Genomic DNA, 25,847 nt, shown 5'->3' on the forward strand with positions numbered 1-25,847 from the left:
ATGACCAACCCGTTCGACCTCGCCGGCGGGCGCGCCCTGGTGACCGGCTCCAGCCGGGGCATCGGTCACGCGATCGCCCGATCGCTGCTCCAAGCCGGCGCGCACGTCGTCGTGCACGGTCGCGACATCGCGGTCGTCGAAGCAGCCGCCGCGTCGTTCGCGCACGAGTTCGGGAAGGATGCCGTCTCGGCGGCCGCGTTCGACATCACCGAGGAGGAGTCGGTGATCACCGGCATCCGCGCGATCGAGGCCGACGGCCAGATCGACATCCTCGTGAACAATGCCGGCATGCAGCATCGGGAGCCGATGCTCGACGTGAGCCTCGAGAACTGGGAGCGTGTCATCCGCACCGACCTGACGAGCGCCTTCCTCGTCGGTCGCACCGCGGCGCGGGCCATGGTCGAGCGGGGGAGCGGAGCGATCGTGAACATCTGCTCCGTGCAGACCGACCTCGCGCGCCCGACGATCGGGGCGTACACGGCGGCCAAGGGCGGGCTTCGCAACCTCACCAAGGCGATGACCGCCGAGTGGGCGGGAAGCGGCGTGCGCGTGAACGGTGTCGCCCCCGGATACATCCGTACAGAGCTCACTCAGGCCCTCGTCGACGACCCGGCTTTCAATACCTGGGTCCTGGGGCGGACGCCCATCGGTCGTTGGGGTGAGCCCGAGGACATCGGCGGAGCCGTGGTCTGGCTGTCGTCGGACGCCTCGCGGTTCGTGTCCGGACAGGTCGTCTTCGTCGACGGCGGAATGACGGCGGTGGTCTGATGGCGAACGCACTGCACGCTGTCGTGATCCATGAGGCTGGCGACCTGCGGATCGATGCGATCCCCGAGCCCGTCCCGGCCTCGGACGAGGCCGTCATCGACGTCGTCTACGGCGGGATCTGCGGCTCCGACCTGCACTACTGGCAGCACGGCGCCGCCGGCCAATCGATCCTGCGGTCCCCGATGGTGCTCGGACACGAGGTCGTCGGCGTCGTACGTCGTGCCGCTGCCGACGGCAGCGGTCCGTGGGAGGGCGCCAAGGTCGCCGTGCACCCCGCCACCCCGGCGACGGAATACGTACGTCACCCCGCCGATCGACCGAACATCGCCGGGGGCGGCTACCTCGGCTCGGCGGCTCGGTTCCCTCATCGCGACGGGGCGTTCGCGCATAGGGTGGCGTTGCCCACGCGGATGCTGCGCGCTCTGCCCGACACCGTCGATCTGCAGCAGGCGGCGTTGATCGAGCCCGCGAGTGTCGCGTGGCATGCCGTCAACCGGATCGGTGACGTCACCGATCTCGCAGCACTCGTCGTGGGCTGCGGGCCGATCGGACTCCTCACGATCGCGGTGCTCAGGGCGCGCGGGGCGCGACACATCACCGCCGTCGATCTGCACGATCGTCCGCTCCGCATCGCGCAGGAGCTCGGTGCGGACAGCATCCTGAAACAGCCGGACGATGCGGACATAGCCGCGATCGACGCGGACGTCGTCGTCGAGTCCTCCGGCAGCCATCGTGGGCTCGACACGGCGATCCGTGCGGTCACGCGGGGCGGTGTCGTGGCGATGGTGGGACTCCTCCCCAGCGGTCCGCAGCCCGTGCAGATCGCCCTGGCGATCGCGAAGGAACTCGACCTGCTCGGCTCCTTCCGGTTCAACGACGAGATCGACGAGGTCATCGAAGCGCTCGCCGCAGGGCGATTGAAGATCGCTCCGGTGATCAGCCACGTGGAGTCATGGAAGTCGGCCGAAACCGCGTTCGCGATCGCCGCCGATCCGACGCAGTCCAGCAAGGTGCTGCTGAAGTTCGGCCGCGTACGATGAGCGCCGTCGTGACGTCGCCGCCCCTGATCGTCGTGATGGGTGTCTCGGGGTGTGGCAAGTCCACCGTCGGCCTCGCCCTCGCCGATCGACTCCGTGTTCCGTTCCGCGACGCCGACGACCTGCATCCCGCGTCGAACGTCGCCAAGATGTCGCGAGGGATCCCGCTCACCGATGAGGACCGCGCCCCCTGGCTGGTGGCTGTCGGCCAGGAACTGGCCGCACACGGCGCGGCAGGTATGGTCATCGCCTGCTCCGCGCTGAAGGTCGCCTACCGGGATGTCCTGCGTCAGCACGCACCTGCAGTCCTCTTCGTGCACCTCGAGGCCTCGAAGCAGGTGATCGCCAAGAGGATGGTCGTGCGGTCGGAGCACTTCATGCCGCTCGCCCTGCTCGATTCTCAACTGGCGACGCTCGAACCACTGAAAGCAGACGAGAGCGGATGCTCGGTGGACGCGTCGCCGAGCATCGGCACGATCATCGCCGTCGCCGAGCAGGAGGTCCGCTCGCACGGCGCAATGCAACGACAGTGAGTGTTCTCACCCGTCACCACCCACAGTGGAGGGACTCTCTCTCGACGGGCGTTTCGCAACCGTCGGCACAGAGCCCCTCGACCGGAGCCCCTCCGGGGGCGATCCCCATGACGCCTACGGTGCCGGCTCTCAGGTGGTGACGATACGCGCGATCGGCCCGTTTCGGCATCCCATGGCGGATGGTCTCGGGTGGGCGTACCCTTTTCTCGTCCGCGCTCCGAGGACGGCATCGCTAGCACCCGTCGAGCGCGTCGGCAAGGGGCGCGGCGATCCGGCCACGGGGGCCTAGAACGGCAGTATGCAATCGATACTGTACAGCGGCGATGAGTTCCTGACCGGTGATGACATCGCGGATGCTCTGCTGGCATACGGGCGGGCGCTGGGCGATGAGGACCGTGCGGAAATCGTCGAGATACCGGTACGGGAGCGCGACGGCACCGTGGTGAGGGCTAAGTTCCTGATCGGCCCAGCCAGCCAGATCGTGGCGAAGGCGATCAGCGACAGTGGCCCGGAGCTGGAGGACCGCGAACTCGTCGATCGTCTGCGGGCGCTCACCCGCGGTGCCGAATCGCCCTCGGGCCCACCGCTCGACGCCCCCGAGGGCCAGGAGCACCACCTCGACTAGACCGGCCCGAGATCGACCGGCGAATCAGTCCTCGAACTCTGCTGAGAGCCCGTCGGTGATCTGAGTGGCGCTCCGGTGCGCTTCAGTGAGCAGCGCGGCTTTGGCGTGCAGCTCGGCCAGCTCTGAGGCCGACGCGTGGTGTGCTCGAGCGGTCCGGAGGTTCGCGCGAAGGTTGATCGAGGACCCTGAGAGACCAGCGCTGAGCGCAGCGGCTGCGACGGCGAGATCCGCCGACAGGCTCCGATTCCCGATCTCGCGGAGCATACGCAGCTCACTCAGAAGCACCGTTCCGGATGATCCGAGTCGCGCCGCCGACTCCGCGGCGCGCACGGCTGCAGTGCGCACCCGGGCGTCGCGACCCGGGTCGTCGGCGGAAAGAGCGAGCGCCGCGCCGAATTCGGCGGAGAGGATTCCATCGCTCTCGGAGCCCTGGAGCGACTCGTCGCGCAAACGCGCCACTCGGCGCCCGCACTCCGCTGCGCGCGGACCATCGGGCGTGTATGCGGCGACCATGCTCAACAGTGATGCGGCGATGCCGAGCATCACACCGGACGCGGCGCCGCCTCCCGGCGCCCCGGTGGACTGACCGAGCTTCGCGAGCCAGTCGTCCAGCGGGATCGACGTCGGGATGTCGGAGGATGACTCCACGTGGCCGAGCACTCAGCGCGAGGTCGGCGGCAGCTTGTCGACGCCGTGGCGGTTCGGCTTGTCGGGCTCTGCAGCCGTCTCGGGTGATGCGTGCGCGGGGCCGGTCGGTGCCTCGGAGGTCGGATAGCTCGGCTCGTCGATGTCGATCGCCTTGTCGCGCTCATCGAGCGGCGGCAGATGGTCGAGGGGCTGCTTGATGTCGTCTGGGTGGCTCATGCCCACAGACTCCGCCATGCCCGTGCCCGGGAACAGGGGGTTGAGATCGTGAGAGTCCTGTGGTTCGGGAGCGTAGTGTCGGAGCCATGCCCACCGAACCGCTGCTCGTCTTCGATGGCGACTGCGCCTTCTGCACGATGTGGGTGCGGCGACTCGAGAACACACTCGACAGATTTCCGGACGCGCAGCCGTGGCAGTGGCTCGACCTCGACGCACTCGCACTCAGCCATGACGAAGTGACCCATTACGCCTGGCTGCTGGCGGGCGGTCGGCGATTCCGCGGCCACGCGGCATTCGCCGCCCTGCTGCAGATGCAGCCGCAGAGGATGCTGCGCCTCCTCGGGCACCTCCTCGTGACCCCGCCGTTCTCGTGGGCCGCATCGCTCGGCTATTCGCTGATCGCCCGCTTCCGGCATCGCCTCCCCGGCGGCACCGCGGCGTGCGCGATGCCGCGCGCGAGCATCGACGAGTGAGGTGCGCGCGGCCGACCCCGCGTACAGTTCTCACATGGGAACACTGGAGTACAACAGCTCGCGCCCCGCGATCGACATCGAGGACGGGACTCTGGCGCACCTGAAGATCGTCATCGGGACGAAGCTGCGCCGCAACGAGAGTTTCATGATGACGTGGCTTCCGAAGCCCGAGGTTTCGTCAGGGCGCTTGACCATCTGGGTGCATCCGAGCATCCCGCTGGTGCTGGAGTTCGACCAGCCGACGGTGGCGACGATCGACCCGAAGCGCGTGACGCACATGATGGAGCAGCTGAACTCGCGCGGCGAGCTCGTGCTCGATCAGCTCTGATCAGAGTCCGTCGTAGAACCCGCCATACGGGAAGTCGACGTCTCCGGTGTCGCGGGAGTCGAAGAGCACCGTCGACACGCTGATGCTCACCCGGGAGTGCGGGGTGATGAGCACGCTCACCTCGCGGTTGCCGACCACGACGAAGTCGACGAACCTGCCGGCGGTCTTCACAGCCTCCTCGATGCGATGCTTCACGTCGCCGAGATCCTGTATCTGCGCGAGGAGATAGCTCTCTCCGTCGAGCACGATCTCGGTCTGCATCATGGTCTCTGGTCCTGCCATGCACACCACCCTAAGATCCGGTGCCGGTTCTGCCAAAGCGGCGCCAGGACGGCCATGCCGATCACTCGTGCTCAGGGAGGATCGGACTCGACCACCCGGGATCGCGGCCGAGCTGCGCGGCGCGCGAGACGGATGCCGCGCCGAAGCGATCACGCAGCGAGTCGAGCACCGTGTCGAGACGCTGCTCGTCGCCCCAGTCGATCGGCAGCTCGGGCTGCACGCTGTCGGCCTGGTCGAGCTGCGACAGGGAGATGCCGATCAACGTGATGCCCCGCTCGACGATCTCGGGCCGCGCGGCGTCGAGCAGTGTCTGCGCGACCGTGAGCAGGATCGCGGTGCGGTCGGTCGGCGAGCCGAGGGTGCGCGACCGCGTGGCCTTCGTGAAGTCCCCGAAGCGCAGACGCAGGACGACCGTGCGGCAGACCCGGTCGCCGTCCCGCAGACGCCTGGCCAGTCGGTCGATGATCTGCGTGAGGATGAGATCGAGCTCCTCCCTCGACCGCGGACTGCTGCCGAGCGCGCGCTGCGAACCGATAGACCCTCGGCGTCGAGTCGTGTCGACGGGGCGAGGGTCGCGCAGTCGGGCGAGAGCATGCAGATGCGAGCCGACGGCCCTGCCCAGCATCCGCTCGGCCGTCGCCGCTTCGAGCTCCGCCAGCTGACCGACCGTGCGCACTCCGTAGCGGTGCAGCTTCTCGGCCGTCACCGCTCCGACGCCCCACAGCCGCTCGACCGGCAGGGGGAGGAGGAACTCCTCTTCTCGCTCGGGTTCGACCACGAGCAGCCCGTCGGGTTTGCCGACCGCGCTCGCGACCTTGGCGAGGAACTTCGTGCGGGCGACGCCCACCGAGATCGCGAGTCCGACCTCGGCGCGCACCCGCTCACGCAGCCGCATCGCGACCTGCTCGGGCGTGCCGACGATGTGCCGAAGCCCGCCGACCTCGAGGAAGGCCTCGTCGATCGAGAGTCCCTCGACGAGCGGCGTCGTGTCGCGGAAGATCGCGAACACGTCTTTGCTCGCCGCCGAGTACGCCTGCATGCGCGGCGGCACGACCACGGCATCAGGGCAGAGCTCGAGCGCCTGGCGGCCGCCCATCGCGGTGCGCACCCCGCGCGCCTTGGCCTCGTAGCTCGCGGCGAGCACCACACCGCCGCCCACGATCACCGGTCTGCCGCGCAGCTCGGGCGCATCGCGCTGTTCGACCGAGGCGTAGAACGCATCGAGGTCGGCGTGCAGCACGGTGGCTTCGCCCCGCATCCCGTCCTCCGATCGACGTGCAGATGATCGCACGCACCGGGGACATCGCCTCAGGCGGCGATGAGTCGAGACGACAGAGCGCGGATCCGCTGGAACAGGGTGTCGAAGGCGGCGTCGAACGCGGCGGGGGTGCCGATGCGGGCGGGGTCGCGGATCGACCAGTGCAGATCGTCGCGGAAGCGCAGCCGCTCGTGCGCGTCGTCGCAGACCGTGATGACGAGATCGCCGTCGCTGCGCACGTCGTCGACGTGACGCGGAGGGCGGCCGGGATCGAGCGCCAGCCCGTGACGGGCGGCGGCCGCAGCGGCCTCGGGATGCACGACTGCGGCCGGCCGGATTCCTGCGGACGCGGCATCGATGTCGCTCACGTCGCGCCAGATGACCTCGGCGAGCTGCGATCGCGCGGAGTTCGCCGTGCAGACGAACAGCACCCGACGAGGGGGCGTGACGCTGGTCGGCGCGAGAGTGTCGAACACCTCGGGGCGCAGGCCGATGTAGCTGCGGCGCTTGTCGAGCTCCGATCTCGTGCGCGAGATGATCCGAGCGGATTCGAGCACGCCGAGGTGGTGGGCGATCAGGTTGGACCGCAGTTCGAGCGTCGTACCGATCTCGGATGAGGAGAGATCCCCGAGGGTGAGCAGATCGACGATCCGCAGTCGCGTCTGATCGGCGAGGGCCGCGAAGATCCCCGCACGTCGCTCGAGCTCAGTCATCGTCTTCATCACTACCACGCTTCATGAAATGTGTCCATGGGCATTGACTCAACCGTGATTGACCCTACTGTTGTCGTCGCGAGACCGCAGGGGCGGTCTCGGAGAGGAATGGACAACATGGGTATCGGCAGCGGAATCGCGCTCTTCGTCATCGGAGCGATCCTCGTCTTCGCGATCAACATCGACACCGGCGGCTACGTCGATCTCGACCTCATCGGCTACATCCTCATGGGCGCGGGCGTCATCGTGTTCCTGATCAGTCTCGTGCTCGTGATGCGCAGTCGTCGCACCGAGACCGTCGACCGCACAGCAGTCGACCCCGCCACCGGCGAGCGTGTGACGCGACGCAGCATCCGCAACAACGACCCGATCGTCTGATCCCCGCGTGGCCGGCGTCGCACGATCCACCGCGGTCCTGATCGCGGGCGTCTCGGCGACCGTCGCCTTCGTGGTGCTCCGCACCGTCGTGGCGATGGGCGGACACGAGCCGCTCGCGGTCGACGTCTGGTGGCACGACCTCGTGGTGTCGCTGTCCAGCGACGCGTGGGTCGTCGTGGCCTGGGTGCCCGCCGTCGTCGGCGGCACCCTGGGCATGATCGTGATCGGCGTCGTGTTGATCGCGTGGCTGGTGTGGCGCAGGCGCCGGTGGGATGCCGCGACGCTGGCGATCGCCATGGCGGCCGTCGTCGCGATCGGCGCCACCATGGCGGCAGTGATCGGCCGCACTCGCCCCGAGGACTCACTCGCCGAGAGCGTGGCGACGTCCTTCCCGTCGGGGCACACCGCCGTGGCGACCACGGTCGTGGTGATCCTCGCATTGACATTCCGGCGTTGGTACGTGTGGGCGCTGGGAGCGATCTGGGTCGTCACGATGATGTGGAGCCGCACGTATCTGCACGCGCACTGGCTCAGTGATGTGGTGGCGGGCCTGCTCGAAGGCATAGCCGTCGCCTGCTTCGTGTGGGTCTGCGTCGATGCCGCCAGGGCTCGGCATGCCAGTAGGACCGCGACGGCATCGGCCGGCGAATCGGCGGGCGAAGAGACGATCGAAAGCAGTGTGACCTCATGAACACCCGAAACTCCGCGGCCTCGGCCGCCAGCGCCGCGCAGGACTCCACGACCTTCCGCGTCCTCGCCCGGATCGGCTACGTCGTGCTCGGCATCCTGCATCTGCTCATCGGCGGCATCGCGATCTCGATCGCGACCGGCGGGGGTGGCGAGAACGCCGACCAGGGCGGTGCCATGGAGCAGATCCAGCAGTCGCCCGCCGGCGTTTTCCTGCTCTGGCTCATCGTGCTCGGACTGCTGGCACTCGCGGTCTGGCAGATCGCGGAGGCCGTGATCGAACGCGACCCCGATTCGAAGAAGAAGTGGGGGCACCGGGTCAAGTTCCTCGGCACCGCCGCCGCGTACCTCGCGATCGGTGCCACCGCCCTCGTCTACGCCCTCGGCGGGCAGTCGCAGTCATCCGAGTCGTCGCAGTCGTTCAGTGCCGAGCTCCTCGCGGTTCCTGCCGGCGTCGCGCTGCTGGTGCTCGTGGGCCTGATCGTCGCCGCGATCGGCATCGCCTTCATCGTCCGCGGCATCACGCAGGCGTTCATGAAGAACCTCTCGGTGCCCGGGGGAGCGGCGCGGTCGGGCATCGTGGCGTTCGGCGTCGCCGGCTACATCGCGAAGGGCATCGCCGTCGGAGTCGCAGGCGTGCTGTTCGTGATCGCCGCGCTCACACACGACCCCGAGACGGCAGGCGGCCTCGACTCGGCTCTCCGCGCCCTGGCCGAGCTGCCCTTCGGCGCCGTCATCCTCTGGGTCGTCGGTGCGGGTCTCGTGCTTTACGGCCTGTTCTGCTTCGCCCGCGCGCGCTACGCCCGCATGTGATCATCCGGCCCGGGGTCCTGACTCTGCGCACTATCGAACGAGGGGCACGCGTGCAACCCCGAACCGCAAATCGCCGGATCGGGCGATGATCGATTCATGAAGATCGTCTCGTACGCAGGTCAGCAACTGGTCACCACGGATGACGTGGCGGATTCGCTCGTCACGCTCGCTGCGGCCATCGCCAACGAAGGGGAGTCGGATGCGGTCGAGATCCCCATCATCCTGAACGGACGGCAGGACGCCGCCGATCTGGTCGTGGGGGTCGGCAACGACCTGCTCGTCGGCCCGCACGACTCCGAGGAGTCCGAGCCGGACTTCAGTGCGCACGCGGCCAGACTGCGGGCGCACCGCCTGTATCCCGAGAGGGATGCCGGTGCCGAGAACGACGACGCCGACCATGAGTGGCAGCTCGACGTGGATCTCGACCTCGACGGCTCAGGGGCCGCTCGGGTCTGACACTCGGTGGCGACGCAGGATGGTTGACCCGGGTCGATAGTTGCACTTTTGCAACTATAAGCGTATAGTTGACACGAATCAACTTTCTACGCAGGAGCTCTTCCACTGTGACCACGCCTTCTTCTTCCTCCATCGCTGAGCCTGTGCGCTCACCGCGCGAGGTCTTCACCGCGATCTCCGGCCTCGTCGTCGGCATGTTCGTCGCCGTGCTCTCGGGCACCGTGGTGTCGACCTCGATGCCCGTCATCATCGCCGACCTCGGCGGCACGCAGTCCCAGTACACCTGGGTCATCACCGCGAGCCTTCTGGCGACCGCTGTCTCGACGCCCATCTGGGGCAAGCTCGCCGACCTCGTCGATCGCAAGATCCTCGTGCAGCTGTCGCTCATCATCTTCACCGTCGGCACCGTGATCGCGGGCTTCTCGACCGACACCAACATGCTCATCGCCGTCCGCGTCATCCAGGGCATCGGCGTCGGCGGTCTGATGTCGCTCGTGATGATCGCCGTCGCCCTCATCATCTCGCCGCGCGAGCGCGGCAAGTACATGGGCGTCGTCGGCGGCATCATGGCCCTCGGCACCATCGGCGGCCCGCTTCTCGGCGGACTCCTGACCGACGTCTGGGGCTGGCGCTCCAACTTCTTCGTCGGCGTGCCCTTCGCGATCCTCGCCCTCGTGCTGCTGCAGTTCACGCTGCACCTGCCGAAGCCCCAGCGCGACACCAAGGTGTCGATCGACTACTTCGGCATCGTGCTCCTCGCCGTCGGTGTCTCGACCCTGCTGATCTGGGTCTCGATGGGCGGCAGCCAGTTCGACTGGGACTCCTCGACGAGCATCATGCTCGCCGTCATCGCGGGTGTCGCGATCGCCGCCTTCATCACCGTCGAGTTCTTCGTCAAAGAACCGATCGTGCCGATGTCGCTGTTCCGCAACCGCACCTTCACGCTGTCGGTCATCGCCTCGATCGCCATCGGCGTCTCGATGTTCGCGACCTCGGTGTTCCTCGCCCAGTACTTCCAGCTCGCCCGTGGCGCCACACCCACCGAATCGGGCCTGATGACCATCCCGATGATCATCGGCCAGATGGGCGCGTCGATCATCATCGGTCAGCTCGTCAGCCGGTTCGGCAAGTGGAAGGGGTGGATGCTCACGGGCTCCGTCCTGACCACGGTCGGTGTCTCGCTCATGGCCACGCTGCGCTACGACACCCCGTTCCCGCTGGTGGCGACCTACATGTTCGTCCTCGGCGCGGGCCTCGGCATGGTCATGCAGAACCTCACCCTCATCGTGCAGAACGACACGGCTCCGCAGCAGCTGGGCGCGGCCTCGTCGAACGTGAACTTCTTCCGCACGATCGCCGGCACCATCGGCGTCACGGTCATGGGGGCGACGCTGTCGACCAGCGTCGCGAACTACATCACCGACGCGCTCGACGGATTCACGCCGACCACTCCCGAAGAGGTCGATGCTCTGCAGCACCTCGCGTCGGGTGACGTGCCGAAGGTCACGCAGCTGCCCGACACGATCCGCGCGATCGTCGAGGGTGCGTACGGACACGGGATCGCCGACGCGTTCATCATCGCCATCCCGCTGGCCGTGATCGCCATCATCGCTATCGCGTTCATCAAGAACAAGCCGCTCTCGACCAAGAACGCCGCCGAGCAGCTGCGCGAGCAGGCCGAGGAGTCGGTCATCGAGGTCTCCGAGGCAGAGGTCGGTGCGACGATGTCGACCGGCACCATCCGGATCTCGGGCGTCGAGTCCGCGTCGCCGAGCACGAACACGAACTCGGTGACCGTGCTCGAGCGCGAGGACCCGGACTCGAGGCGCTGACATGGTCACCACGGACGCGGTGTCGACGTCTGCCGACGTCGACACCGCGCTCGGCGATCTCCAGACGCACCTGAACCTCATCTTCGCGAGGACCAGAACGCTCTGGAAGGAGTCGGCGGCACGGATCGACCCCGAGCTGCAGGTGGGCGGCTACAAGCTGCTCACCTTCATCGAGAGGGCCGAGACGGCCAACGCCCACGAGCTCGCGGAGCGATTCGAGATGGACAAGTCGGTCATCAGCCGGCAGGTGCGGATGCTCGAGGAGCTGGGCCTGATCGAGTCGCGGCCCGACGCGCGCGACGGACGGCTTCGGGTGCTGACGCCGACACCGGCCGCCTGCGCCGCGCTCGTCGAGCTGCGCCGCGACCACGCCTCGCGACTGCGCACCGTCGTCGCCGAACTCACCCCCGATGAGATCCAGGCAGCCTCGAAGGTCTTCCGCCTTCTCGCCGAGGTGTGACCCCACCCCCGAACCTCTCTCGATCGAAGCCCCGCCGTCTCCTACGACGGCGGGGCTTCGCCGTAAGCTGGCCACCATGAGCGCCTCGTCCGACGAACCCGCCCGCACGGGCGAGCCCGCCGCTGCGACCGACCGCGAGGCGCCGCCGGACATCGAGCACGCAGCGCCGGACATCGACGAGGCGGTGGCCAGGGTCGAGCACGAACTCGGGCGGCTCTTCGCCCGCATCCGCGTGAGCTGGCGTGAGGCGGCTCAGACCGTGCATCCCGACCTGCAGCCCCTCGGCTACCAGGTGCTGACGTCGATCGCGACGGGCAAGGCCACCTCGGCCGGCGCCATCATCGAACGACTGCAGACGGACAAGACCGCCGTCAGTCGCCAGGTGCGACAGCTCGAACAGCTGGGCCTCGTCGAGAGCGTCCGCGACCCCGACGATCGGCGAGCGCGGGTCCTCGTCGCCACCGAGCTCGCGCAGGAAAGGGTCACGGCCGCTCGTTCGCGCTACGAGGCCAGGCTCGCCGAACGGCTCGGTCGCTGGTCGCAGGCAGACCTCGATCGCTTCGCGGAGATGCTCTCGGAGCTCGGTGGCGGAGCATCCGATCGTGCTGACGGCACCACCCAGGCCTCCTGATCGGGGAATACCCGATGAGCGGTGAGCCTTACCCCTCACTGTGAGTCTTTACGAGCCCGCCGCCTTCGGCGCCCTTCCACTGTCCAACCGCGTCGTCATGGCGCCGCTCACCCGCACGCGTGCGGATGATGCGGGTGTGCCCACCGAGACGATGGCGGAGTACTACCGCCAGCGCGCGGGGCAGGGTCTCATCATCACCGAGGGCACGTGGCCCGCGGCCGAGGGCAAGTCGTACCCCGGGCAGCCGGGCATCGTGACGCCCGCGCAGATCGAGGGCTGGCGCCGCATCGCCGACGCCGTGCACGAAGAGGGCGGCACGATCGTGATGCAGCTCATGCACGGCGGTCGCGTCTCGCACCCGGCGATCTCCGGTGAGCCCCGCGTCGTGGCGCCCAGTGCGCTCGCGGCTCCCGGTCAGACCCACACGCCCGAGGGCAAGGTCGACATGCCGGTCGCGCACGCCCTGACGCTCGACGAGATCCCCGAGGTCGTCGAGCAGTTCGTGCAGGCCGCACGCAACGCGATCGCCGCCGGTCTCGACGGCGTCGAGGTGCACGGCGCCAACGGCTACCTCGTGCAGGAGTTCCTCTCGCCCGTGTCGAACGTCCGGGACGATCAGTACGGCGGGTCGCCCGAGAACCGTGCGCGGTTCGCGATCGAGGTCACGACCGCCGTCGCCGAGGCGGTCGGCGGCGACCGCACGAGCATCCGTCTGTCGCCGCAGCACAACATCCAGGGCGTCCTCGAAGAGGACGACGCCGACGCGCTCGCCACCTACCTCGCCGTCGCCGAAGGGCTCCGTCCGCTCGGACTCGCCTTCGTCGACATCCTGAACGCCGCGCCGACGAGCGAGCTCGTGCAGCGCATCCGCCGCACGTTGGGCGCGCCCCTGATCATCAACTCCGGTTTCGGCGTCGCCACGAGCCGGGAAGAGGCCGAGGGCCTCGTCGCAGACGGATGGGCGGATGCCGTCGCCGCCGGCCGCCCCGTGATCGCCAACCCCGACCTGGTCGAGCGCTGGCGTCAGGATGCCGAGCTCAACGAGCCGCGGCCCGCGCTGTTCTACGGCCGCACCGCCGAGGGCTACACCGACTATCCCTCGCTCGAGACGGTGCGCGCCGGCGCCTGAGCGCAGACGGCACTGGACGCGGATGCGCGGCGCGACGAGACTGAAACCAGCGTCGCAGGAGGCGCGACACGAGCAGAGGAGATGTCATGACATACCGAGTCGGCTACTTCGTCGGAAGTCTCTCGTCCACGTCGATCAACCGCATCCTCGCGACGGCTCTGATCGGGCTGGCTCCGGATGGTCTGGAGTTCTTCGAGATCCCCATCCGTGATCTCCCGCTCTACAGCCAGGACTATGACGAGGACTACCCGCCGGTCGCGGTGGCGCTGAAGGAGGCCATCGACTCGGCGGATGCGGTGCTGTTCGTCACCCCGGAGTACAACCGATCGATCCCGGGCGGACTCAAGAACGCGATCGATTGGGCATCCCGTCCGTGGGGGCAGAACTCCTTCGACCACATACCGGCCGCGGTGATCGGCGCGTCCGTCGGTGCGATAGGCACGGCGGTCGCCCAGCAGAGCCTGCGCGGTGTGCTCAGCTTCTGCAATGCCCGACAGATGACGGCTCCCGAGGCGTACATCCAGTTCTCGACCGACACCTTCGCCGACGACGGCACCGTGAAGAACGCGGGTACTGCGACATTCCTGCGCGACTACATGTCGGAGTTCCGCGACCACATCGAACGGGTCCTCACGGTCCTGCCGCGCTCGACCGACAGCTGAGCGTCGCAAGACCCCCTGTCGGGGCGGGATCGCCGGGCGTACCGTGAGCCCATGGTCACCGACGATCCCACCCTGACGAATCCCGATCACTACCGCACGCTGTGGGAGAACGACTTCGTCCGGGTGCTCGACTACACCGACGAGCCGGGCGATCGCACGACGCCGCACGACCATCCGAACAGTGTGATGGTCACTCTCAGCGACTTCTCGCGTCGGCTCTCTGCGGGTGAAAGGGTCTTCGACACGGCGCTGACGACCGGGCAGGCGGTGTGGCTGGCGGCGCAGCGCCACTCGGGAGAGAACACCGGCACCACGCCCACGCACACGATCCTCATCGAGCTGAAGGGCGATGCTGCGGGCGAGGCGGACCCCTCGGCCCTCGGACCGCGAACCTGAGCGACCCGGCGGGCACGGGCGCGTAGCCTGAACCCCATGACGTTCACGAAAGCCCGCACCGCCGCCGAGGTCGTCGATTGGCGACGTCGCGTGTTCGCCCTCTACGACGCCGTTCGTCGGGCGGAATCGCCGGAGGAGGCGCACGAGCTCTGGCGCATCGAGCGCGACGACCTGATGCTGCACCACCCGGCGACTCCGCTGCTGCCGGGCGACAGGGCTCTGTTCGAGGGGCTGCCCATCGCCTCGTACGATCCGCAGTGGCGTTTCGAGCTGCCGATCCTGCCCGCTGAACCAGGCGGCTTCGACTTCGCGACCGGAACCGACGGGGTCGTGCCGTTCGAGCGCGTCGGCAGGGTCGAGATCCCCGACACCGGGTCGCTCGACGTCTGGCGTCTGACGACCTACGGCGGGGGACTCTTCATCCCGGTGCGCGACGCACTCGCCGGCCGCCCCGGCGGCACCTACGGCGGTGGTCGCTACCTGATCGACACGATCAAGGGCGCGGACCTCGGATCGGATGCCGAGCGCGGCACGATCGTCCTCGACTTCAACTTCGCGTACAACCCGTCGTGCGCCTACGACCCGGCGTGGGCCTGCCCTCTGGCGCAGCCGGGCAACGTGCTGCAGGTCGCGGTGCCGGTGGGGGAGACGTATTCGGGCGGTCCGGCCTGATCGACCTCAGCGTCGCACGGCGCGCGCCCGCGTCTTCGCGACGCTGCTGAGGGTCGCGCGCACGGGCGTGCCGAGGTAGAGGCCGAGCGACGCTCCGGAGGCGAGACCGATGCCGATCACCACGGCGTCGACCAGCGAGCCGCCGATCCCGACGACGCCGGCGGTAGAACCCGCGGAGTGGATCATCTCGAGGAGCCCCTGGAACACCGCGACACCGGGCACGAGCGGCACGATCGCCGCGGTCGTCACCGCGACCGACGGCACATGGAGGTTCACCGCGATCAGCATGCCGATGAAGCTCGCGAGCAGTGCGCCGATCGCGCTCGCCGCAGCCGGATGCAGGTTCAGGCCGACCATGAAGGAGTAGCCGGCGATCGTCACGGCGCTGAGCAGCGCGCTCACGAGGATGATCCGGATGCCGGCGCCGTTGAACACCGCGACGGCGACCGCGATGATGATCGCTCCCGCGAACTGGTTGAGCAGCGGCCCGAAGGGCGCGGGGTCGTCGGGCAGCCCCATCGTGAATCCGAGCACGCTGCCGAGTTCGAGCCCGACGAGGATGCCGATCACGACGCCGAGCGTCTGCATCGTGAGATCGAGGATGCGACCGCCCGCCGTGAGCGCGAAACCGTCGATCGCATCCTGGGCCGCGCCGACCACCGTGAGGCCGGCGAGCATGAGCACGATGCCCGAGGCCACGATGATCGAGGGGCGGATGCCGACGAAAGGCTCGATCCCCGCTGAGCCGAGTGCCGTCACCGCGACGGCGACGACGGTGGTGACGAAGCCTCCGGCGATCTGGCTGAAGAACAGGGGCACCCGAGCCCTGGCGAGACCCGCCTGGGTCAGGGCCGCGCAGAGTGCGGCGACGAAGGTGAGGCCCACGATGATCGGCGAGGCGCCGAGCATGATGCTGACGCCGACCGCGAGCAGCGCACGGGCGACGATGACGACCGGCTGCTGATACCGGAAGGGCACGCGTCGGAGCACGCGGAACGCGGTGCGGGCGGACTCGAGGTCGAGCCCGCCGTCGATGTCGGCGACGAGCGCCTGCACGCGCTGCAGCTTGGCGTGGTCGGGAGCCGCGACGCGGACGACGCGCACGAGGGTCTCGGGCCAGACCTCGCCGCTCAGGTGGAACGAGACGGTGATCGAGTTGTAGGTGACGTCGACCTGGACGTCGCGCATCCCGTACGCCGAGCACACGCGTGTGATGGCGAGCGTGACCTCGTGCGCGGAGGCGCCGACCGCGAACATCGACTCGCCGATGCGGGTCGCGAGGTCGAGCACGCGCGGCACCGTGCGCTCGTCGATGACGGGCATGGCCTCGGTGTGGGCGACGGTCGACGGGTCGGTGTGCAGGATCCTGCGCACGGAGGCGAGCAGTCGCCGCTGGGGGTTCGGGGACATCTCCCCATTCTCCCTGAGTCAGGCGTGCGCTGAGTCAGGCGTGCGCGGGAACGTCCAGGCGCTCTGCGGGAGGTGCGCTGCCCTCCGCGGGCTCGTGCACGAGGTACAGGCCGCTCGGAGCGCTGGCCGTGAACGCGAGGGCCTCGACCCAGGCGCGGTTGATCGAGGGCTGCCGGCTGCCGCTGTACTTGAAGACCAGGGAGCTTCCCGCGTGCACCCAGACGGTCGTGCGGCCGCCGCCGACGCTCATGTCCTCACGCCAGGTGAAGGCGAAGGGTTCGCCCCGGCGCAGCTTCGCGGTCATGACCAGTTGCAGGTGCGTGAGGGCGCGGTCTTCGATGTCGGCCTTGACGCTTCCTTCGTAGACGAGCTTTCCCATGATGGTCTCCTCGGTTCGCCACGACCCCTGCGATGAGGCGCGATCGGATGATCATCGGTGGTGCGTCCAGTTTCCCATATATCGCTGCGGGCCGGGTGCGGAACGGGCGGGAGACGGGCGCGGAACGGGCTCTGAGACTGTGAGCGCGTACAGCATGCAGGCGTAACGTCAGCACATGAACGCACAATTGAAGATCGCGGGGCAGAGCTCCGAACTGCTGGGTCTGGAATCCATCCTCATCGGCTCGCTTCCGGCGGCCCTGATGACCGACGAAGCTCCCGACCGCTACACCGTCGAAGCGGTGTTCACGCGCAAGACCGATCGCGACGAGGTCGCCGCGATCCAGGGCAGCGAGACGCGCGCCCACCTGTCCGCGAACGGATTCCCGACCGTCGAGCTCCATGTCGCCGATCGTCGTCTGGAGATCGCGAACACCAACCTGGAAGAACTCCGCGACGGCCTCGCTGCCGTCATCGCGGAACGCCTCGCCGAGATCAGCGGGGCCCTCGTGGCCGCTCGCGAGATCGCGGCCCTGCGTTTCCAGGACGCCACCGATCGGGAGCAGGAGCGCGCGGCATCCGTCGCGGCTCTCGCCGAATCGGTGGTCTTCGCCCGCCGTCCGATCGCCGCCGTCCTCGATGACGACGCGCGCATCGAGGACTGGGTCGAAGAGGGCGGTGCCTTCCGCTCCTAGAGCGGACGACGCCGGAGAAGAGGTCATCATGGACGGCATCCGTCCGACCGTCCGCACCCGGCCGCGCGACAGCGCCCGGGGCGGATCCAGCACCTTCACCGAGCTGGCGCAGCAGATCCGCGAACGCGGCCTGCTGCGCCGTCGGTACGGCTATTACTGGACGAAGCTGATCGCCGCTCCGCTCATGGTCGCCGTCAGCCTCACGGCCTTCGTGTGGATCGGCGACACGTGGTGGCAGCTGTTCACCGCTGCCGTGCTCGCGATCGTCTTCACCCAGATTGCGTTCCTCGGGCACGATGCCGCCCACCGGCAGATCTTCGTGTCCGGGCGGTGGAACGACTGGATCAGCATCATCCTCGGCGATCTGCTCGTGGGCATGAGCTACGGGTGGTGGCAGCACAAGCACACCCGCCACCACGCGAACCCGAACAAGCTCGGGGCCGACCCCGACATCGAGCTCCCGGTGATCGCTGTCACCGCCGAGACCGCGGCGCGTCAGCACAGCCCGGCGATCACCTGGCTGCAGGCTCACCAGGGACTCGCGTTCTTCCCGATCCTGTTCCTCGAAGGACTCTCCCTGCACGCGTCCAGCGTGCGGCGGGTGGTCACGCGGGGTCGACTCGAACGGCGCTGGGCCGAGATCGCCTTCCTCGCGACCCGGATGATCGGATTCGTGACGCTGGTGTTCATCGTCCTGTCTCCGGGCATCGCAGTCGTGTTCCTCGCGGTGCAGCTGGGTCTGTTCGGGTTCTACATGGGCATCGCCTTCGCGCCGAACCACAAGGGGATGCCGGTGGTGCCGAAGGACCTGACCCTGGACTTCCTCCGGCGCCAGGTGCTGATGAGTCGGAACGTGCGAGGCAGCCGCGTGCTCGACGTCGTGATGGGTGGTCTGAACTACCAGGTCGAGCACCACCTGTTCCCGTCGATGCCCCGGCCGCACCTGCGCAGGGCAGCGCCGATCGTCGCGGCCTACTGCGATGCGCACGAGGTCAGGTACACCCAGGTCGGGCTGTTCACCTCGTACGCGGTCGTCGTCCGGTACATCAATCGGGTGGGTCTCGGGGAGCGCGACGTCTTCTCGTGCCCGCTCGTGGATCAGCGGGCGCACCTCGGCGTCACTGCCTCTCATTGACCGACGCTGTCAACCCTCTGTCGCATCGGGCGCGCGCGACGGAGGGTGGACACTCGGCATCCGAATGAGGAGGACGCAGCATGAAGGCACTCACCTGGCAGGGCACGCGCAAAGTGACGGTCGAGGAGGTGCCCGACCCGGTGATCGAGCACCCGACGGACGCCATCGTGCGGATCACCTCGTCGGCGATCTGCGGCTCGGACCTGCATCTGTACGAGCTCCTCGGCCCGTTCCTCGACAAGGGAGACATCCTCGGCCACGAGCCGATGGGCGTCGTCGTCGAGGTGGGCGAGGCGGTGCGGGAGCTGAAGGTCGGCGACCGCGTCGTCGTGCCGTTCAACATCTCGTGCGGTCACTGCTTCTTCTGCCTGCGGGGCCTGCAGTCTCAGTGCGAGACGACCCAGGTGAAGGAGTACGGCAGCGGCGCCTCGCTCTTCGGCTACACCAAGCTCTACGGGCAGGTGCCCGGAGGTCAGGCCGAGTTCCTGCGGGTGCCGCTCGCGGACTACAACCACATCAAGGTCGCTGCAGACCTTCCCGACGAGCGCTACCTGTTCCTCAGCGACATCCTGCCGACCGCCTGGCAGGGCGTGGAGTACGCGAACGTGCCCGACGGCGGCACGCTGGCGGTGATGGGCCTCGGTCCGGTCGGGCAGTTCGTCGCCCGGGTGGGTGCGCACCGTGGCTATCGGGTGCTCGCGGTGGATCCCGTCGTCGAGCGCCGCGAGATGGCCGCGCGTCACGGCGCCGAGGTCTTCGACCTCACCGACGACGTCGTCGAGCAGCTGCGCGATCTCACCGGAGGGCGAGGAACGGATGCCGTCGTCGACGCCGTGGGCTTGGAGGCGCACGGCAACCCGGGCGTCTCGCTCGTGCAGAAGGCAGTCGGACTGCTCCCCGACGCGGCGGCCCGACAGGTCTTCGACAAGGCGGGCGTCGATCGCCTGGCCGCGCTGTACGCATCGATCGACGTCGTGCGCCGTGGCGGCACGGTCTCGTTGAGCGGGGTGTATGCGGGCGACGCCGACATCATGCCCATGAAGACCCTGTTCGACAAGCAGGTGAGCATTCGCATGGGGCAGTGCAATGTGAAGCGCTGGATCGACGACCTCATGCCGCTGGTCGAAGACCTCAGCGATCCGCTGGGCGTCATGGATCTCACGACCCACACCGCGCCGCTCGAGGACGCGCCGGAACTCTACGAGACGTTCCAGCGCAAAGACGACGGCTGCATCAAGGTCGTGCTGCAGCCGTCGCGCGTCTGAGCCGTCGCGCGTCTGAGCCTCAGCGCGTGGGCGTCAGCGCGTCGCGTCGAACTGCGGAACGGTCGAGGTCGGCTGGACCCTGCCGCGGATGAAGAACAGCAGGACGATGCCCACGATGATGACGGCCGGGTTGCCGAGCCCCGCGAGCGCGCCGAGTCCGCCCTCGACCGGGTACGCGGTCTGCAGGAAGATGCTCGGGTCGGTGCTCGCGTGCAGCAGGATCGGGGCGATGATCGTGCCGGTGACCCGCATCGCGAGGTACATGCAGACGCCGAATCCGAAGGTGTAGACCAGCTGGATGGCCGTCGCGAACAGCGACTGCCCGGTGAGCAGATTGCCCGCATGCAGGAGGGCGAACAGCGCGGAGGAGATCGCTGCGACGGCGATTTCGCGCTGTCCGGCCTTGCGGAGCAGGTTCACCACGAACCCACGTGTCAGCACCTCCTCGGCGAAGCCGATGAACACTCCGGCCAGCAGCCACGTCGCGACGACTTCGAACCCGGCTGCGCCGTAATCGATCGACAGCATGCGCAGTACGTTGAACACGAGCACGACGGCGATCGCGATCCACATCCACCCTCGCCCGCGGATCGGCTGGGGTCCGAAGATCTCCCGCAGCCAACCGACCGAGAGCGCGAACCCGACGAGGAGCAGGCTGCCCACGAAGATCGGGATGACGTAGAAGACGAGGATCGCTTCTGCGCTCTGCGGATCCGTGATCTGCTCTGCCAGAGGCGTCAGCAGGAGCGACAGGCCGTTGTAGAGGACGAAGTAGACGATGACGAGGACGAGCGCACGCCACCAGCCGCCCTTCTCCCAGAACCGTCGCCAGCTGGACTGCGTCACATCGGTCATCGTGCACCCCTCCGCATCCGCGGAGGTCGCGGCACCTGACCAATATATGGGTGAGCGGTCGCGTCAGGAGGCGTGCCCCTCGGCGAGGTAGGCGAGACGGTGCAGGGTCTCGGCATTGCGCACGCGCAGGATCGGCGCGGTCAGGATGCTCGGCAGCAGGGCCGCGGGTCCGGTGACGGGCTCCTCGTCGATGCGCACCATGGTGCCGCCGTCGTACGAACGCACCCGCAGAGTGACGCGGGCCTCGCCGATCGGCCATCCTCTCGCGCGCATGACCATGCGGTTCGGCGGCGACCACTCCTCGACCACCGTCGTGTCGTCGAGGAGAGCGGGCCACACGCCGACCGAGTGATGGAGCTCTGCCCCCGGCTGCGGCCAGGCCTCATCCACATCGCGCATGCGCGACGCCCCGACGACCCACGCCGGGTAGAGCCAACCGTTCGCGAGCACCTCGAACACATCGGCGGGTCGGCAGTTCATCGTGCGGACGTTCTTCGCCATGTCGGCCTCCTTCTCTCGTTGCGGCATGCTCTCGCGCCCGCCACGGTTCGGCCCAGGGGCTTGACGCGGCGGGATGCGCGGATGCTGCGGCGTGCTACCACACGCACGGCATCCGCGCCTCCCCCTGGAACGGAGGCGGACTCTCTGCGAACGTCGGCTCATGGCACTCATCGACATCCCCACGCGCGCGGCGCAAAAGCTCGGCTCGCTGGTTCACGACGACGCTCCCACGCTGCTCACGCGCGGCTACGGGTTCGGTCCCCGCATCTGGCGACGCGTGCGACCGGGTGCGAGGTCGGCGCCGATGCGCCTGCTCGGCAGCGATGCCGTCTTCGTGAGGGGAGTGGAGGGTGTCGAGCTCTTCTACGACGAGACCCGTATCGCTCGCTCCGGGGCCATGCCTGCCATCGTGCAGGAGAGCCTGTTCGGACACGGCTCCGTGCACAGTCTCGACGGCGATGCGCACAAGCATCGCAAGGCCACCTTCGTCGAGGTCGCCTACGAGGATGCGCAGGTCGCCCGTCTGGCCCCGTGGCTCGAACGCGAATGGCGAAGCGAGCGGCAGGCCTGGTTGCACGGCGGCACGCGCAGCGCCTACGACGCGGCGGTCGGCGCGTTGGGCCGGGCGATCATGGGGTGGGCCGGAGTGCCGGGCACCCCGGCCGCGAAGACCCGGTGGGCCGCCCGCCTCGCGCAGATCGTCGATGGTTTCGGTTCCCCCTACTCACCGGAGTACATCGCGGCCCTGACCAACCGCTGGTGGTCGGACCGGCACTCCGCCCGACTGATCGAGGCCGTCCGCCACGGAGCGCTGAGCGCCGAAGCGGACACCGCGCTCGAGCAGTGGGCGCACCATCGCGATCAGAACGGCGAACTGCTCCCCGCCCGCATCGCGGGCGTCGAGCTGCAGAACAGCATCCGTCCGATGATCGCGGTCGCGCGCTTCGTCGCGTTCGCGGCGAAGGAGCTGCACGAGCGCCCCGACTGGCGTGAGCGGATCGCGGCCGAGGCCGCCGAGCGAGGCTCGCTCGTCGGCGGAGCGCTGTCGGTCATGTTCGCACAGGAGATCCGCCGCACCTCGCCGTTCGTGCCGATGCTCCCCGGCTGGGCGATCGCCGACGTCGAGATCGACGGACAGCGGGTGGATGCCGGCGGACGCGTCGTGCTCGACCTGCAGGGCACGAACACCGATGACCGCTTCTGGGCACGCCCGGATCGCTTCGACCCCGAGCGGTTCCGTGACGTCGGAGACGACTACGAGGCGCTCGCCGCATTCGTCCCGCACGGCGGCGCCGACGTCGCGACCGGCCACCGCTGCCCGGGTGAGAAGCTCGCGATCGCCGGCCTCGCCGCCGCGATCACGGTGCTCAGCGATCCTGACCTGCGGATCCTCGACGAAGGACTCGGTGTCAACCGCCGCCGACTCCCCACCAAGCCGCGCTCGGGCGGAAAGGTGCGATCGGCATCCGCACCCGCATCCGGCGGGTGTCCCTTCCATCGGTGACCGTCAGTCGCGCCCCGAGGTGTCGACGCCGTCGGGCAGTTTTTCCACCGGGACGATCACCACATCCTGCACCTTCCAGTCGAGGTCGGTGATGCGCTCAGCCAGGTCGGTCGTGTGATCGAGCGACACCTTGCCTCGGTGCGGCACGACGAACGCCTCGATGTGGAACACCTGACCCTGGTCCCGCATCCGCAGCCCCGCCTCCTTCACCCAGGGGCGGGAGTGCATCGTAGACAGCACATCGCCGGCGAGCGGATGCGGGTGCGTGCTGTCATACGTCCTGGCGCGTTGATCCATCAGGTCGATGACGGCGGTCTTGGTGTTACGCCACCCGTCCCACACGATCCCGAGCGAGATCACGAGCGCAGCCGCACCGTCGAGCCACCACACGCCGGCACCCACGCCGAGCACACCGACGATCGAGGCGACCGTGGTCTGCCAGTCGGCTTTCGCCATATCGGCGTCGGCATAGAGCAGCTTGTTGTGCAGCGTGGGGGCGAGCTTCGCCTTCGCAGGTCCGTAGAAGAACACCGGCCCGACGATGACCACGGTCATCACGGCGACCATCAACCAGCCGAGCCAGATCGTCTGCCCGAACAGCTGCACGGTGCCGATGGTCGGGTGCTCTCGGGCGATGAGTCCGGTGACGGCTTCGACAGCCAGGTTGAGTCCGACGGCCAGGAGTGCCACGCCAGCCACGAGGTGTCCGATGCCCATCACCCGGTGCAGCCCGTACGGATGTTTCACCGAGGGGCGCCTGCGGATGAAGATCAGCGCGACGAGAAAGGCGATCTGCGGGATCAGCGAGAGCATGTCCTCGATCCACGCCGTGCGCATCGCCTGCGAATTGCCGACGACGAGGGCGATCACCGCGATCGTCACCGAGGTGTAGGCGATCGTGAACCACTCCCAACCGATCGCTCGGCGCAACGCCGTTCGCTGCTCGTCCGGGAGCTCGGTGCGGCCGATCCGCTGCACGGTCATCGCGAGCCCACCCTCTCGTCGAGGTGGCGTTCGAGAGCGCTGAGGAACGCGTTCTCGCCGAGCGGAACGAGCATCACGATCTCGCGACCGTCAGCCCCGTCGATCTCGGGGTAGCCGCGGGTGACACCCGCTTTGTCGATCCAGGGAGTGTCAGAGGTGAAACCGCCGGCGACGAGGTCGAGGTCGCCGCGTTCGAGCATCCCGACCAGCGTCTCCTCCGAGCCGTAGGTCCAATCGATCTCGGCGTCGATGCCGTCGGCGAAGCCCGTCACGAGATCGGGGATGCTGCCCGTGGGTGTGTCGCGGTCGGTGCCGACCAGCCCGGGATCGGCCGAGAGGCCGACTCGAAGCTCGGCGCCTGTCACAGACTCCAGAGTGCCGTCCGGATCGGCCGGGATGGTCAGGCCGCAGCCCGAAAGCGCGGCGGCGAGCAGCAGTGCCACCGCGGCCGAGATCGCGCGGAGGAGAGGCCTCGTCGGTGCGTTCACGACGCCATGCTGCCGCGCAGTTTCGCGGACGAGAACCGGGTTGACGGTCGATGCGCGGCGGAGTAGGCCGCCGGGGTGGACGATCGGCGGCATCGCCGCACCGGATCGCCGAGCCGCACCGCCGCGCCGGATCATCGAGGGCGAGCGACCGGCTACGGTAGGGCACATGTCACAGGCCCTCCGGACGTTCGGGCGCATCGTCGCCAGGCACTGGCCTGCGCTCATGGCCTGGTACCTCGGCGGCGAGGCCCTGCACCGCGTGCTCGTCGAGCTCGCCGGCTTCGTCGGGGGCCACACCACGCTCGGTGGTCTGCTGCTGCTGCCGCTCGCGGTCGCCGCTCGTCTCGTCTCGTATGTCGCGATGTACCTCACTGTGCGGCCGTCGCTGCCGCACAGTCGCAGAGAGGATGCCGGGGGCATCCGCGAGTTCGGCTCGGCCACACTCGCGGCGATCCTGCCGTTCTTCGCGTTCTACACGGCGTGGGGTCTGCTCGACGTCGACCAGATCGACTTCTTCCGGATCGCGAGTGCGATCGCGCTGGCCGATTCGGGTTACGACCTCGCGCAGATCGGAGATCGCGGCGGTCTGATCGCCGTGGGCGTGCTGCCGGTGACGGTTCTCGTCGTCGCCCTGATCGCGCGCCTGCTGTTCACCCGTTTCGCCGACCGGCTGCCGCGGTGGACGGTCATCCTCGCAACCTACGCCGAGGTGCTGTGGACCTTCATGCTGTTCACGATGGTCGCCCGGTGGTGGAACGGCGTTCTCGCCTGGTTCGCGGATCGCGAGGCGGTCGGCTGGGTGCAGGGATTCGGAGACTGGTTCGCCGTCAACCTCCAGCCCGTGGCCACGATCTGGGAGGGTGCGACCTGGCTGTTCGGCATCCTCATCGCCGCCCTCATCGTTCCGGCGGCGTGGTTGACGGTCGCCGGTGTGATCTTCGGGACGACGTTCGACTCGACCCCGTCGTTCGGACGCTGGGGCGGGGGAGCGGCGCGCGGTGCCGCGATGAGCGTCGCCCGCACACTCGTGATGCGACTCGAAGGACTCTGGGCCGCTGTCACCGTGATCTGGCGGGGCGGGCCGCTGCTCTTCGGCGTCTATGCGTTGGCGTACGCCGCCTGGGGGTTCGCGGAGCAGGTGGGCACCCGCGGTGTGCTGCTGCTCGTCGGCGGCCACGAGTCGGCGTTCTGGGCCGGATTCTTCCCGCTCGTCACCGTCGCGGTCGCCGCAGTGGCAGAGCCTCTGCGGGTCGCGATCGTCGCGACAGCGTACGACGGCGTGATCGGGCGGCCGCAGGCCGGTCTCGACACGCGTCCGTCAGGGCTCGATGACGAAACGGGCGACGTCGGCATCGCTGCCCTCGATGTCGAGGCGGAAGGGCCCGTCGGCGTCATCCGGCACCAGGAAGACGAGCAGGATCCGGTACGCCTCCGTCTCGATGGTGCATGAGCTCTCGCCGTCGTCGTAGGACACATCGAGGCCCGCTCGCGAGCTGACCCACGTGCGAGACGAGTCGGTCTCGGTGAGCGTCGCCGTGCCGCACACCGAGGCGTCGAACCCACCGGTCGAACTCAGGCGCACGCTGAGCGTGCGCGATCCTTGCGGGGCGTCGAACTCGCCCCACTCGGTGGGAC

33 protein-coding genes are annotated in these 25,847 nt (G+C 68.5%); 22 read left to right on the plus strand and 11 right to left on the minus strand.

The genetic code is table 11. The features are described 5' to 3' along the window. From RQG77_RS05140 to RQG77_RS05155, 4 genes are all read left to right on the plus strand, one after another. On the plus strand, positions 1 to 768 hold the full coding sequence (locus tag RQG77_RS05140) for a glucose 1-dehydrogenase (RefSeq protein WP_311243742.1): 768 nt from the start codon (positions 1 to 3) through the stop codon (positions 766 to 768). Then, positions 768 to 1,808 (plus strand): L-idonate 5-dehydrogenase, encoded by a 1,041-nt coding sequence (locus RQG77_RS05145; RefSeq protein WP_311243743.1) that lies wholly within the window; start codon positions 768 to 770, stop codon positions 1,806 to 1,808. The genes RQG77_RS05140 and RQG77_RS05145 overlap by 1 nt, the downstream gene beginning before the upstream one ends. Positions 1,809 to 1,816: 8 nt before the next feature. After that, a complete protein-coding gene (locus RQG77_RS05150) occupies positions 1,817 to 2,338 on the plus strand; it encodes a gluconokinase (RefSeq protein WP_311243744.1) in 522 nt (173 codons plus the stop codon). Positions 2,339 to 2,636: 298 nt separating this feature from the next. After that, positions 2,637 to 2,963 carry a hypothetical protein gene (locus RQG77_RS05155; protein WP_311243745.1) on the plus strand — a complete coding sequence of 109 codons (327 nt, stop codon included), beginning with the start codon at positions 2,637 to 2,639 and terminating at the stop codon, positions 2,961 to 2,963. A gap of 24 nt (positions 2,964 to 2,987) precedes the next feature. Here the strand turns inward: RQG77_RS05155 and RQG77_RS05160 are convergent, their stop codons facing one another. Both RQG77_RS05160 and RQG77_RS05165 read right to left on the minus strand, forming a co-directional pair. Beyond that, the gene (locus RQG77_RS05160) at positions 2,988 to 3,611 is read right to left on the minus strand and encodes a cyclodeaminase/cyclohydrolase family protein (RefSeq protein ID WP_311243746.1); all 624 of its coding nucleotides are present in this window, start codon (positions 3,609 to 3,611) and stop codon (positions 2,988 to 2,990) included. Between the two features lie 12 nt (positions 3,612 to 3,623). After that, the gene (locus RQG77_RS05165) at positions 3,624 to 3,827 is read right to left on the minus strand and encodes a hypothetical protein (RefSeq protein ID WP_056313699.1); all 204 of its coding nucleotides are present in this window, start codon (positions 3,825 to 3,827) and stop codon (positions 3,624 to 3,626) included. A gap of 86 nt (positions 3,828 to 3,913) precedes the next feature. Here RQG77_RS05165 and RQG77_RS05170 point away from each other — a divergent pair, with 86 nt between their 5' ends. Further along, positions 3,914 to 4,300: a DCC1-like thiol-disulfide oxidoreductase family protein gene (locus tag RQG77_RS05170; RefSeq protein ID WP_311243747.1), complete on the plus strand. Its 387-nt coding sequence runs from the start codon at positions 3,914 to 3,916 to the stop codon at positions 4,298 to 4,300. Positions 4,301 to 4,334: 34 nt separating this feature from the next. Then, entirely contained in the window at positions 4,335 to 4,628 is a 294-nt protein-coding gene (locus RQG77_RS05175) for a hypothetical protein (RefSeq protein WP_311243748.1), read from the plus strand. On the opposite strand, the gene RQG77_RS05180 is transcribed toward RQG77_RS05175, so the two are convergent. The 3 genes from RQG77_RS05180 to RQG77_RS05190 all read right to left on the minus strand — a co-directional run bounded on the left by RQG77_RS05180 (position 4,629) and on the right by RQG77_RS05190 (position 6,890). Continuing rightward, positions 4,629 to 4,910, minus strand: a complete 282-nt coding sequence (locus RQG77_RS05180; protein WP_311243749.1) for a hypothetical protein — start codon at positions 4,908 to 4,910, stop codon at positions 4,629 to 4,631. A gap of 61 nt (positions 4,911 to 4,971) precedes the next feature. Beyond that, a complete protein-coding gene (gene dinB, locus RQG77_RS05185; protein ID WP_311243750.1) occupies positions 4,972 to 6,168 on the minus strand; it encodes a DNA polymerase IV in 1,197 nt (398 codons plus the stop codon). A gap of 50 nt (positions 6,169 to 6,218) precedes the next feature. Next, positions 6,219 to 6,890 (minus strand): ArsR family transcriptional regulator, encoded by a 672-nt coding sequence (locus RQG77_RS05190; protein ID WP_311243751.1) that lies wholly within the window; start codon positions 6,888 to 6,890, stop codon positions 6,219 to 6,221. A 108-nt stretch (positions 6,891 to 6,998) separates the two neighbouring features. Here RQG77_RS05190 and RQG77_RS05195 point away from each other — a divergent pair, with 108 nt between their 5' ends. The 11 genes from RQG77_RS05195 (at position 6,999) to RQG77_RS05245 (ending at position 14,997) form a co-directional block, all read left to right on the plus strand. Next, complete coding sequence (locus RQG77_RS05195; RefSeq protein ID WP_311243752.1) at positions 6,999 to 7,259, plus strand: DUF6458 family protein; 261 nt, start codon at positions 6,999 to 7,001, stop codon at positions 7,257 to 7,259. A 7-nt stretch (positions 7,260 to 7,266) separates the two neighbouring features. Then, positions 7,267 to 7,950, plus strand: coding sequence for a phosphatase PAP2 family protein (locus RQG77_RS05200; protein WP_311243753.1), 684 nt, complete (start codon positions 7,267 to 7,269; stop codon positions 7,948 to 7,950). Continuing rightward, positions 7,947 to 8,759, plus strand: a complete 813-nt coding sequence (locus RQG77_RS05205) for a DUF1206 domain-containing protein (RefSeq protein ID WP_311243754.1) — start codon at positions 7,947 to 7,949, stop codon at positions 8,757 to 8,759. Before RQG77_RS05200 ends, RQG77_RS05205 begins: the two co-directional genes overlap by 4 nt. A 96-nt stretch (positions 8,760 to 8,855) precedes the next feature. Beyond that, positions 8,856 to 9,215 (plus strand): hypothetical protein, encoded by a 360-nt coding sequence (locus RQG77_RS05210; protein ID WP_311243755.1) that lies wholly within the window; start codon positions 8,856 to 8,858, stop codon positions 9,213 to 9,215. 107 nt (positions 9,216 to 9,322) lie between these two features. Further along, complete coding sequence (locus RQG77_RS05215) at positions 9,323 to 11,047, plus strand: MDR family MFS transporter (protein ID WP_311243756.1); 1,725 nt, start codon at positions 9,323 to 9,325, stop codon at positions 11,045 to 11,047. Between the two features lies 1 nt (position 11,048). After that, positions 11,049 to 11,507, plus strand: a complete 459-nt coding sequence (locus tag RQG77_RS05220; RefSeq protein ID WP_311243757.1) for a MarR family transcriptional regulator — start codon at positions 11,049 to 11,051, stop codon at positions 11,505 to 11,507. A 76-nt stretch (positions 11,508 to 11,583) separates the two neighbouring features. After that, positions 11,584 to 12,138: a MarR family winged helix-turn-helix transcriptional regulator gene (locus tag RQG77_RS05225; RefSeq protein WP_311243758.1), complete on the plus strand. Its 555-nt coding sequence runs from the start codon at positions 11,584 to 11,586 to the stop codon at positions 12,136 to 12,138. A 40-nt stretch (positions 12,139 to 12,178) separates the two neighbouring features. After that, positions 12,179 to 13,267: an alkene reductase gene (locus RQG77_RS05230; protein ID WP_311243759.1), complete on the plus strand. Its 1,089-nt coding sequence runs from the start codon at positions 12,179 to 12,181 to the stop codon at positions 13,265 to 13,267. Between the two features lie 86 nt (positions 13,268 to 13,353). Further along, positions 13,354 to 13,929 carry an NADPH-dependent FMN reductase gene (locus RQG77_RS05235; RefSeq protein ID WP_311243760.1) on the plus strand — a complete coding sequence of 192 codons (576 nt, stop codon included), beginning with the start codon at positions 13,354 to 13,356 and terminating at the stop codon, positions 13,927 to 13,929. A gap of 51 nt (positions 13,930 to 13,980) precedes the next feature. After that, positions 13,981 to 14,325 carry a cytoplasmic protein gene (locus RQG77_RS05240; protein WP_311243761.1) on the plus strand — a complete coding sequence of 115 codons (345 nt, stop codon included), beginning with the start codon at positions 13,981 to 13,983 and terminating at the stop codon, positions 14,323 to 14,325. 36 nt (positions 14,326 to 14,361) lie between these two features. Beyond that, positions 14,362 to 14,997, plus strand: coding sequence for a DUF1684 domain-containing protein (locus RQG77_RS05245; RefSeq protein ID WP_311243762.1), 636 nt, complete (start codon positions 14,362 to 14,364; stop codon positions 14,995 to 14,997). A 6-nt stretch (positions 14,998 to 15,003) separates the two neighbouring features. Here the strand turns inward: RQG77_RS05245 and RQG77_RS05250 are convergent, their stop codons facing one another. After that, positions 15,004 to 16,407 (minus strand): threonine/serine exporter family protein, encoded by a 1,404-nt coding sequence (locus RQG77_RS05250; protein WP_311243763.1) that lies wholly within the window; start codon positions 16,405 to 16,407, stop codon positions 15,004 to 15,006. Between the two features lie 34 nt (positions 16,408 to 16,441). After that, on the minus strand, positions 16,442 to 16,786 hold the full coding sequence (locus tag RQG77_RS05255) for a hypothetical protein (protein WP_056313687.1): 345 nt from the start codon (positions 16,784 to 16,786) through the stop codon (positions 16,442 to 16,444). A gap of 175 nt (positions 16,787 to 16,961) precedes the next feature. Here RQG77_RS05255 and RQG77_RS05260 point away from each other — a divergent pair, with 175 nt between their 5' ends. The 3 genes from RQG77_RS05260 (at position 16,962) to RQG77_RS05270 (ending at position 19,880) form a co-directional block, all read left to right on the plus strand. After that, positions 16,962 to 17,480: a hypothetical protein gene (locus RQG77_RS05260; protein WP_311243764.1), complete on the plus strand. Its 519-nt coding sequence runs from the start codon at positions 16,962 to 16,964 to the stop codon at positions 17,478 to 17,480. 28 nt (positions 17,481 to 17,508) lie between these two features. Further along, positions 17,509 to 18,615 (plus strand): acyl-CoA desaturase, encoded by a 1,107-nt coding sequence (locus RQG77_RS05265; protein ID WP_311243819.1) that lies wholly within the window; start codon positions 17,509 to 17,511, stop codon positions 18,613 to 18,615. An 80-nt stretch (positions 18,616 to 18,695) separates the two neighbouring features. Further along, a complete protein-coding gene (locus RQG77_RS05270; RefSeq protein WP_311243765.1) occupies positions 18,696 to 19,880 on the plus strand; it encodes an alcohol dehydrogenase catalytic domain-containing protein in 1,185 nt (394 codons plus the stop codon). A gap of 33 nt (positions 19,881 to 19,913) precedes the next feature. On the opposite strand, the gene RQG77_RS05275 is transcribed toward RQG77_RS05270, so the two are convergent. Together RQG77_RS05275 and RQG77_RS05280 are read right to left on the minus strand one after the other, a co-directional pair. Further along, the gene (locus tag RQG77_RS05275; protein WP_311243766.1) at positions 19,914 to 20,735 is read right to left on the minus strand and encodes a CPBP family intramembrane glutamic endopeptidase; all 822 of its coding nucleotides are present in this window, start codon (positions 20,733 to 20,735) and stop codon (positions 19,914 to 19,916) included. A 63-nt stretch (positions 20,736 to 20,798) separates the two neighbouring features. Further along, positions 20,799 to 21,236 carry an SRPBCC family protein gene (locus tag RQG77_RS05280; RefSeq protein WP_311243767.1) on the minus strand — a complete coding sequence of 146 codons (438 nt, stop codon included), beginning with the start codon at positions 21,234 to 21,236 and terminating at the stop codon, positions 20,799 to 20,801. A 160-nt stretch (positions 21,237 to 21,396) separates the two neighbouring features. On the opposite strand from RQG77_RS05280, the gene RQG77_RS05285 reads away from it, so the two are divergent. After that, positions 21,397 to 22,740: a cytochrome P450 gene (locus RQG77_RS05285; RefSeq protein ID WP_311243768.1), complete on the plus strand. Its 1,344-nt coding sequence runs from the start codon at positions 21,397 to 21,399 to the stop codon at positions 22,738 to 22,740. Between the two features lie 3 nt (positions 22,741 to 22,743). On the opposite strand, the gene RQG77_RS05290 is transcribed toward RQG77_RS05285, so the two are convergent. Both RQG77_RS05290 and RQG77_RS05295 read right to left on the minus strand, forming a co-directional pair. Then, positions 22,744 to 23,724 (minus strand): cation transporter, encoded by a 981-nt coding sequence (locus RQG77_RS05290; RefSeq protein WP_311243769.1) that lies wholly within the window; start codon positions 23,722 to 23,724, stop codon positions 22,744 to 22,746. Beyond that, the gene (locus RQG77_RS05295) at positions 23,721 to 24,305 is read right to left on the minus strand and encodes a hypothetical protein (RefSeq protein WP_311243770.1); all 585 of its coding nucleotides are present in this window, start codon (positions 24,303 to 24,305) and stop codon (positions 23,721 to 23,723) included. Before RQG77_RS05295 ends, RQG77_RS05290 begins: the two co-directional genes overlap by 4 nt. A gap of 73 nt (positions 24,306 to 24,378) precedes the next feature. On the opposite strand from RQG77_RS05295, the gene RQG77_RS05300 reads away from it, so the two are divergent. Next, positions 24,379 to 25,662 carry a hypothetical protein gene (locus tag RQG77_RS05300; RefSeq protein WP_311243771.1) on the plus strand — a complete coding sequence of 428 codons (1,284 nt, stop codon included), beginning with the start codon at positions 24,379 to 24,381 and terminating at the stop codon, positions 25,660 to 25,662. Positions 25,663 to 25,847 lie beyond the last annotated feature (185 nt).

The organism is Microbacterium sp. WCS2018Hpa-23, from assembly GCF_031843845.1.
Taxonomy (GTDB): domain Bacteria; phylum Actinomycetota; class Actinomycetes; order Actinomycetales; family Microbacteriaceae; genus Microbacterium.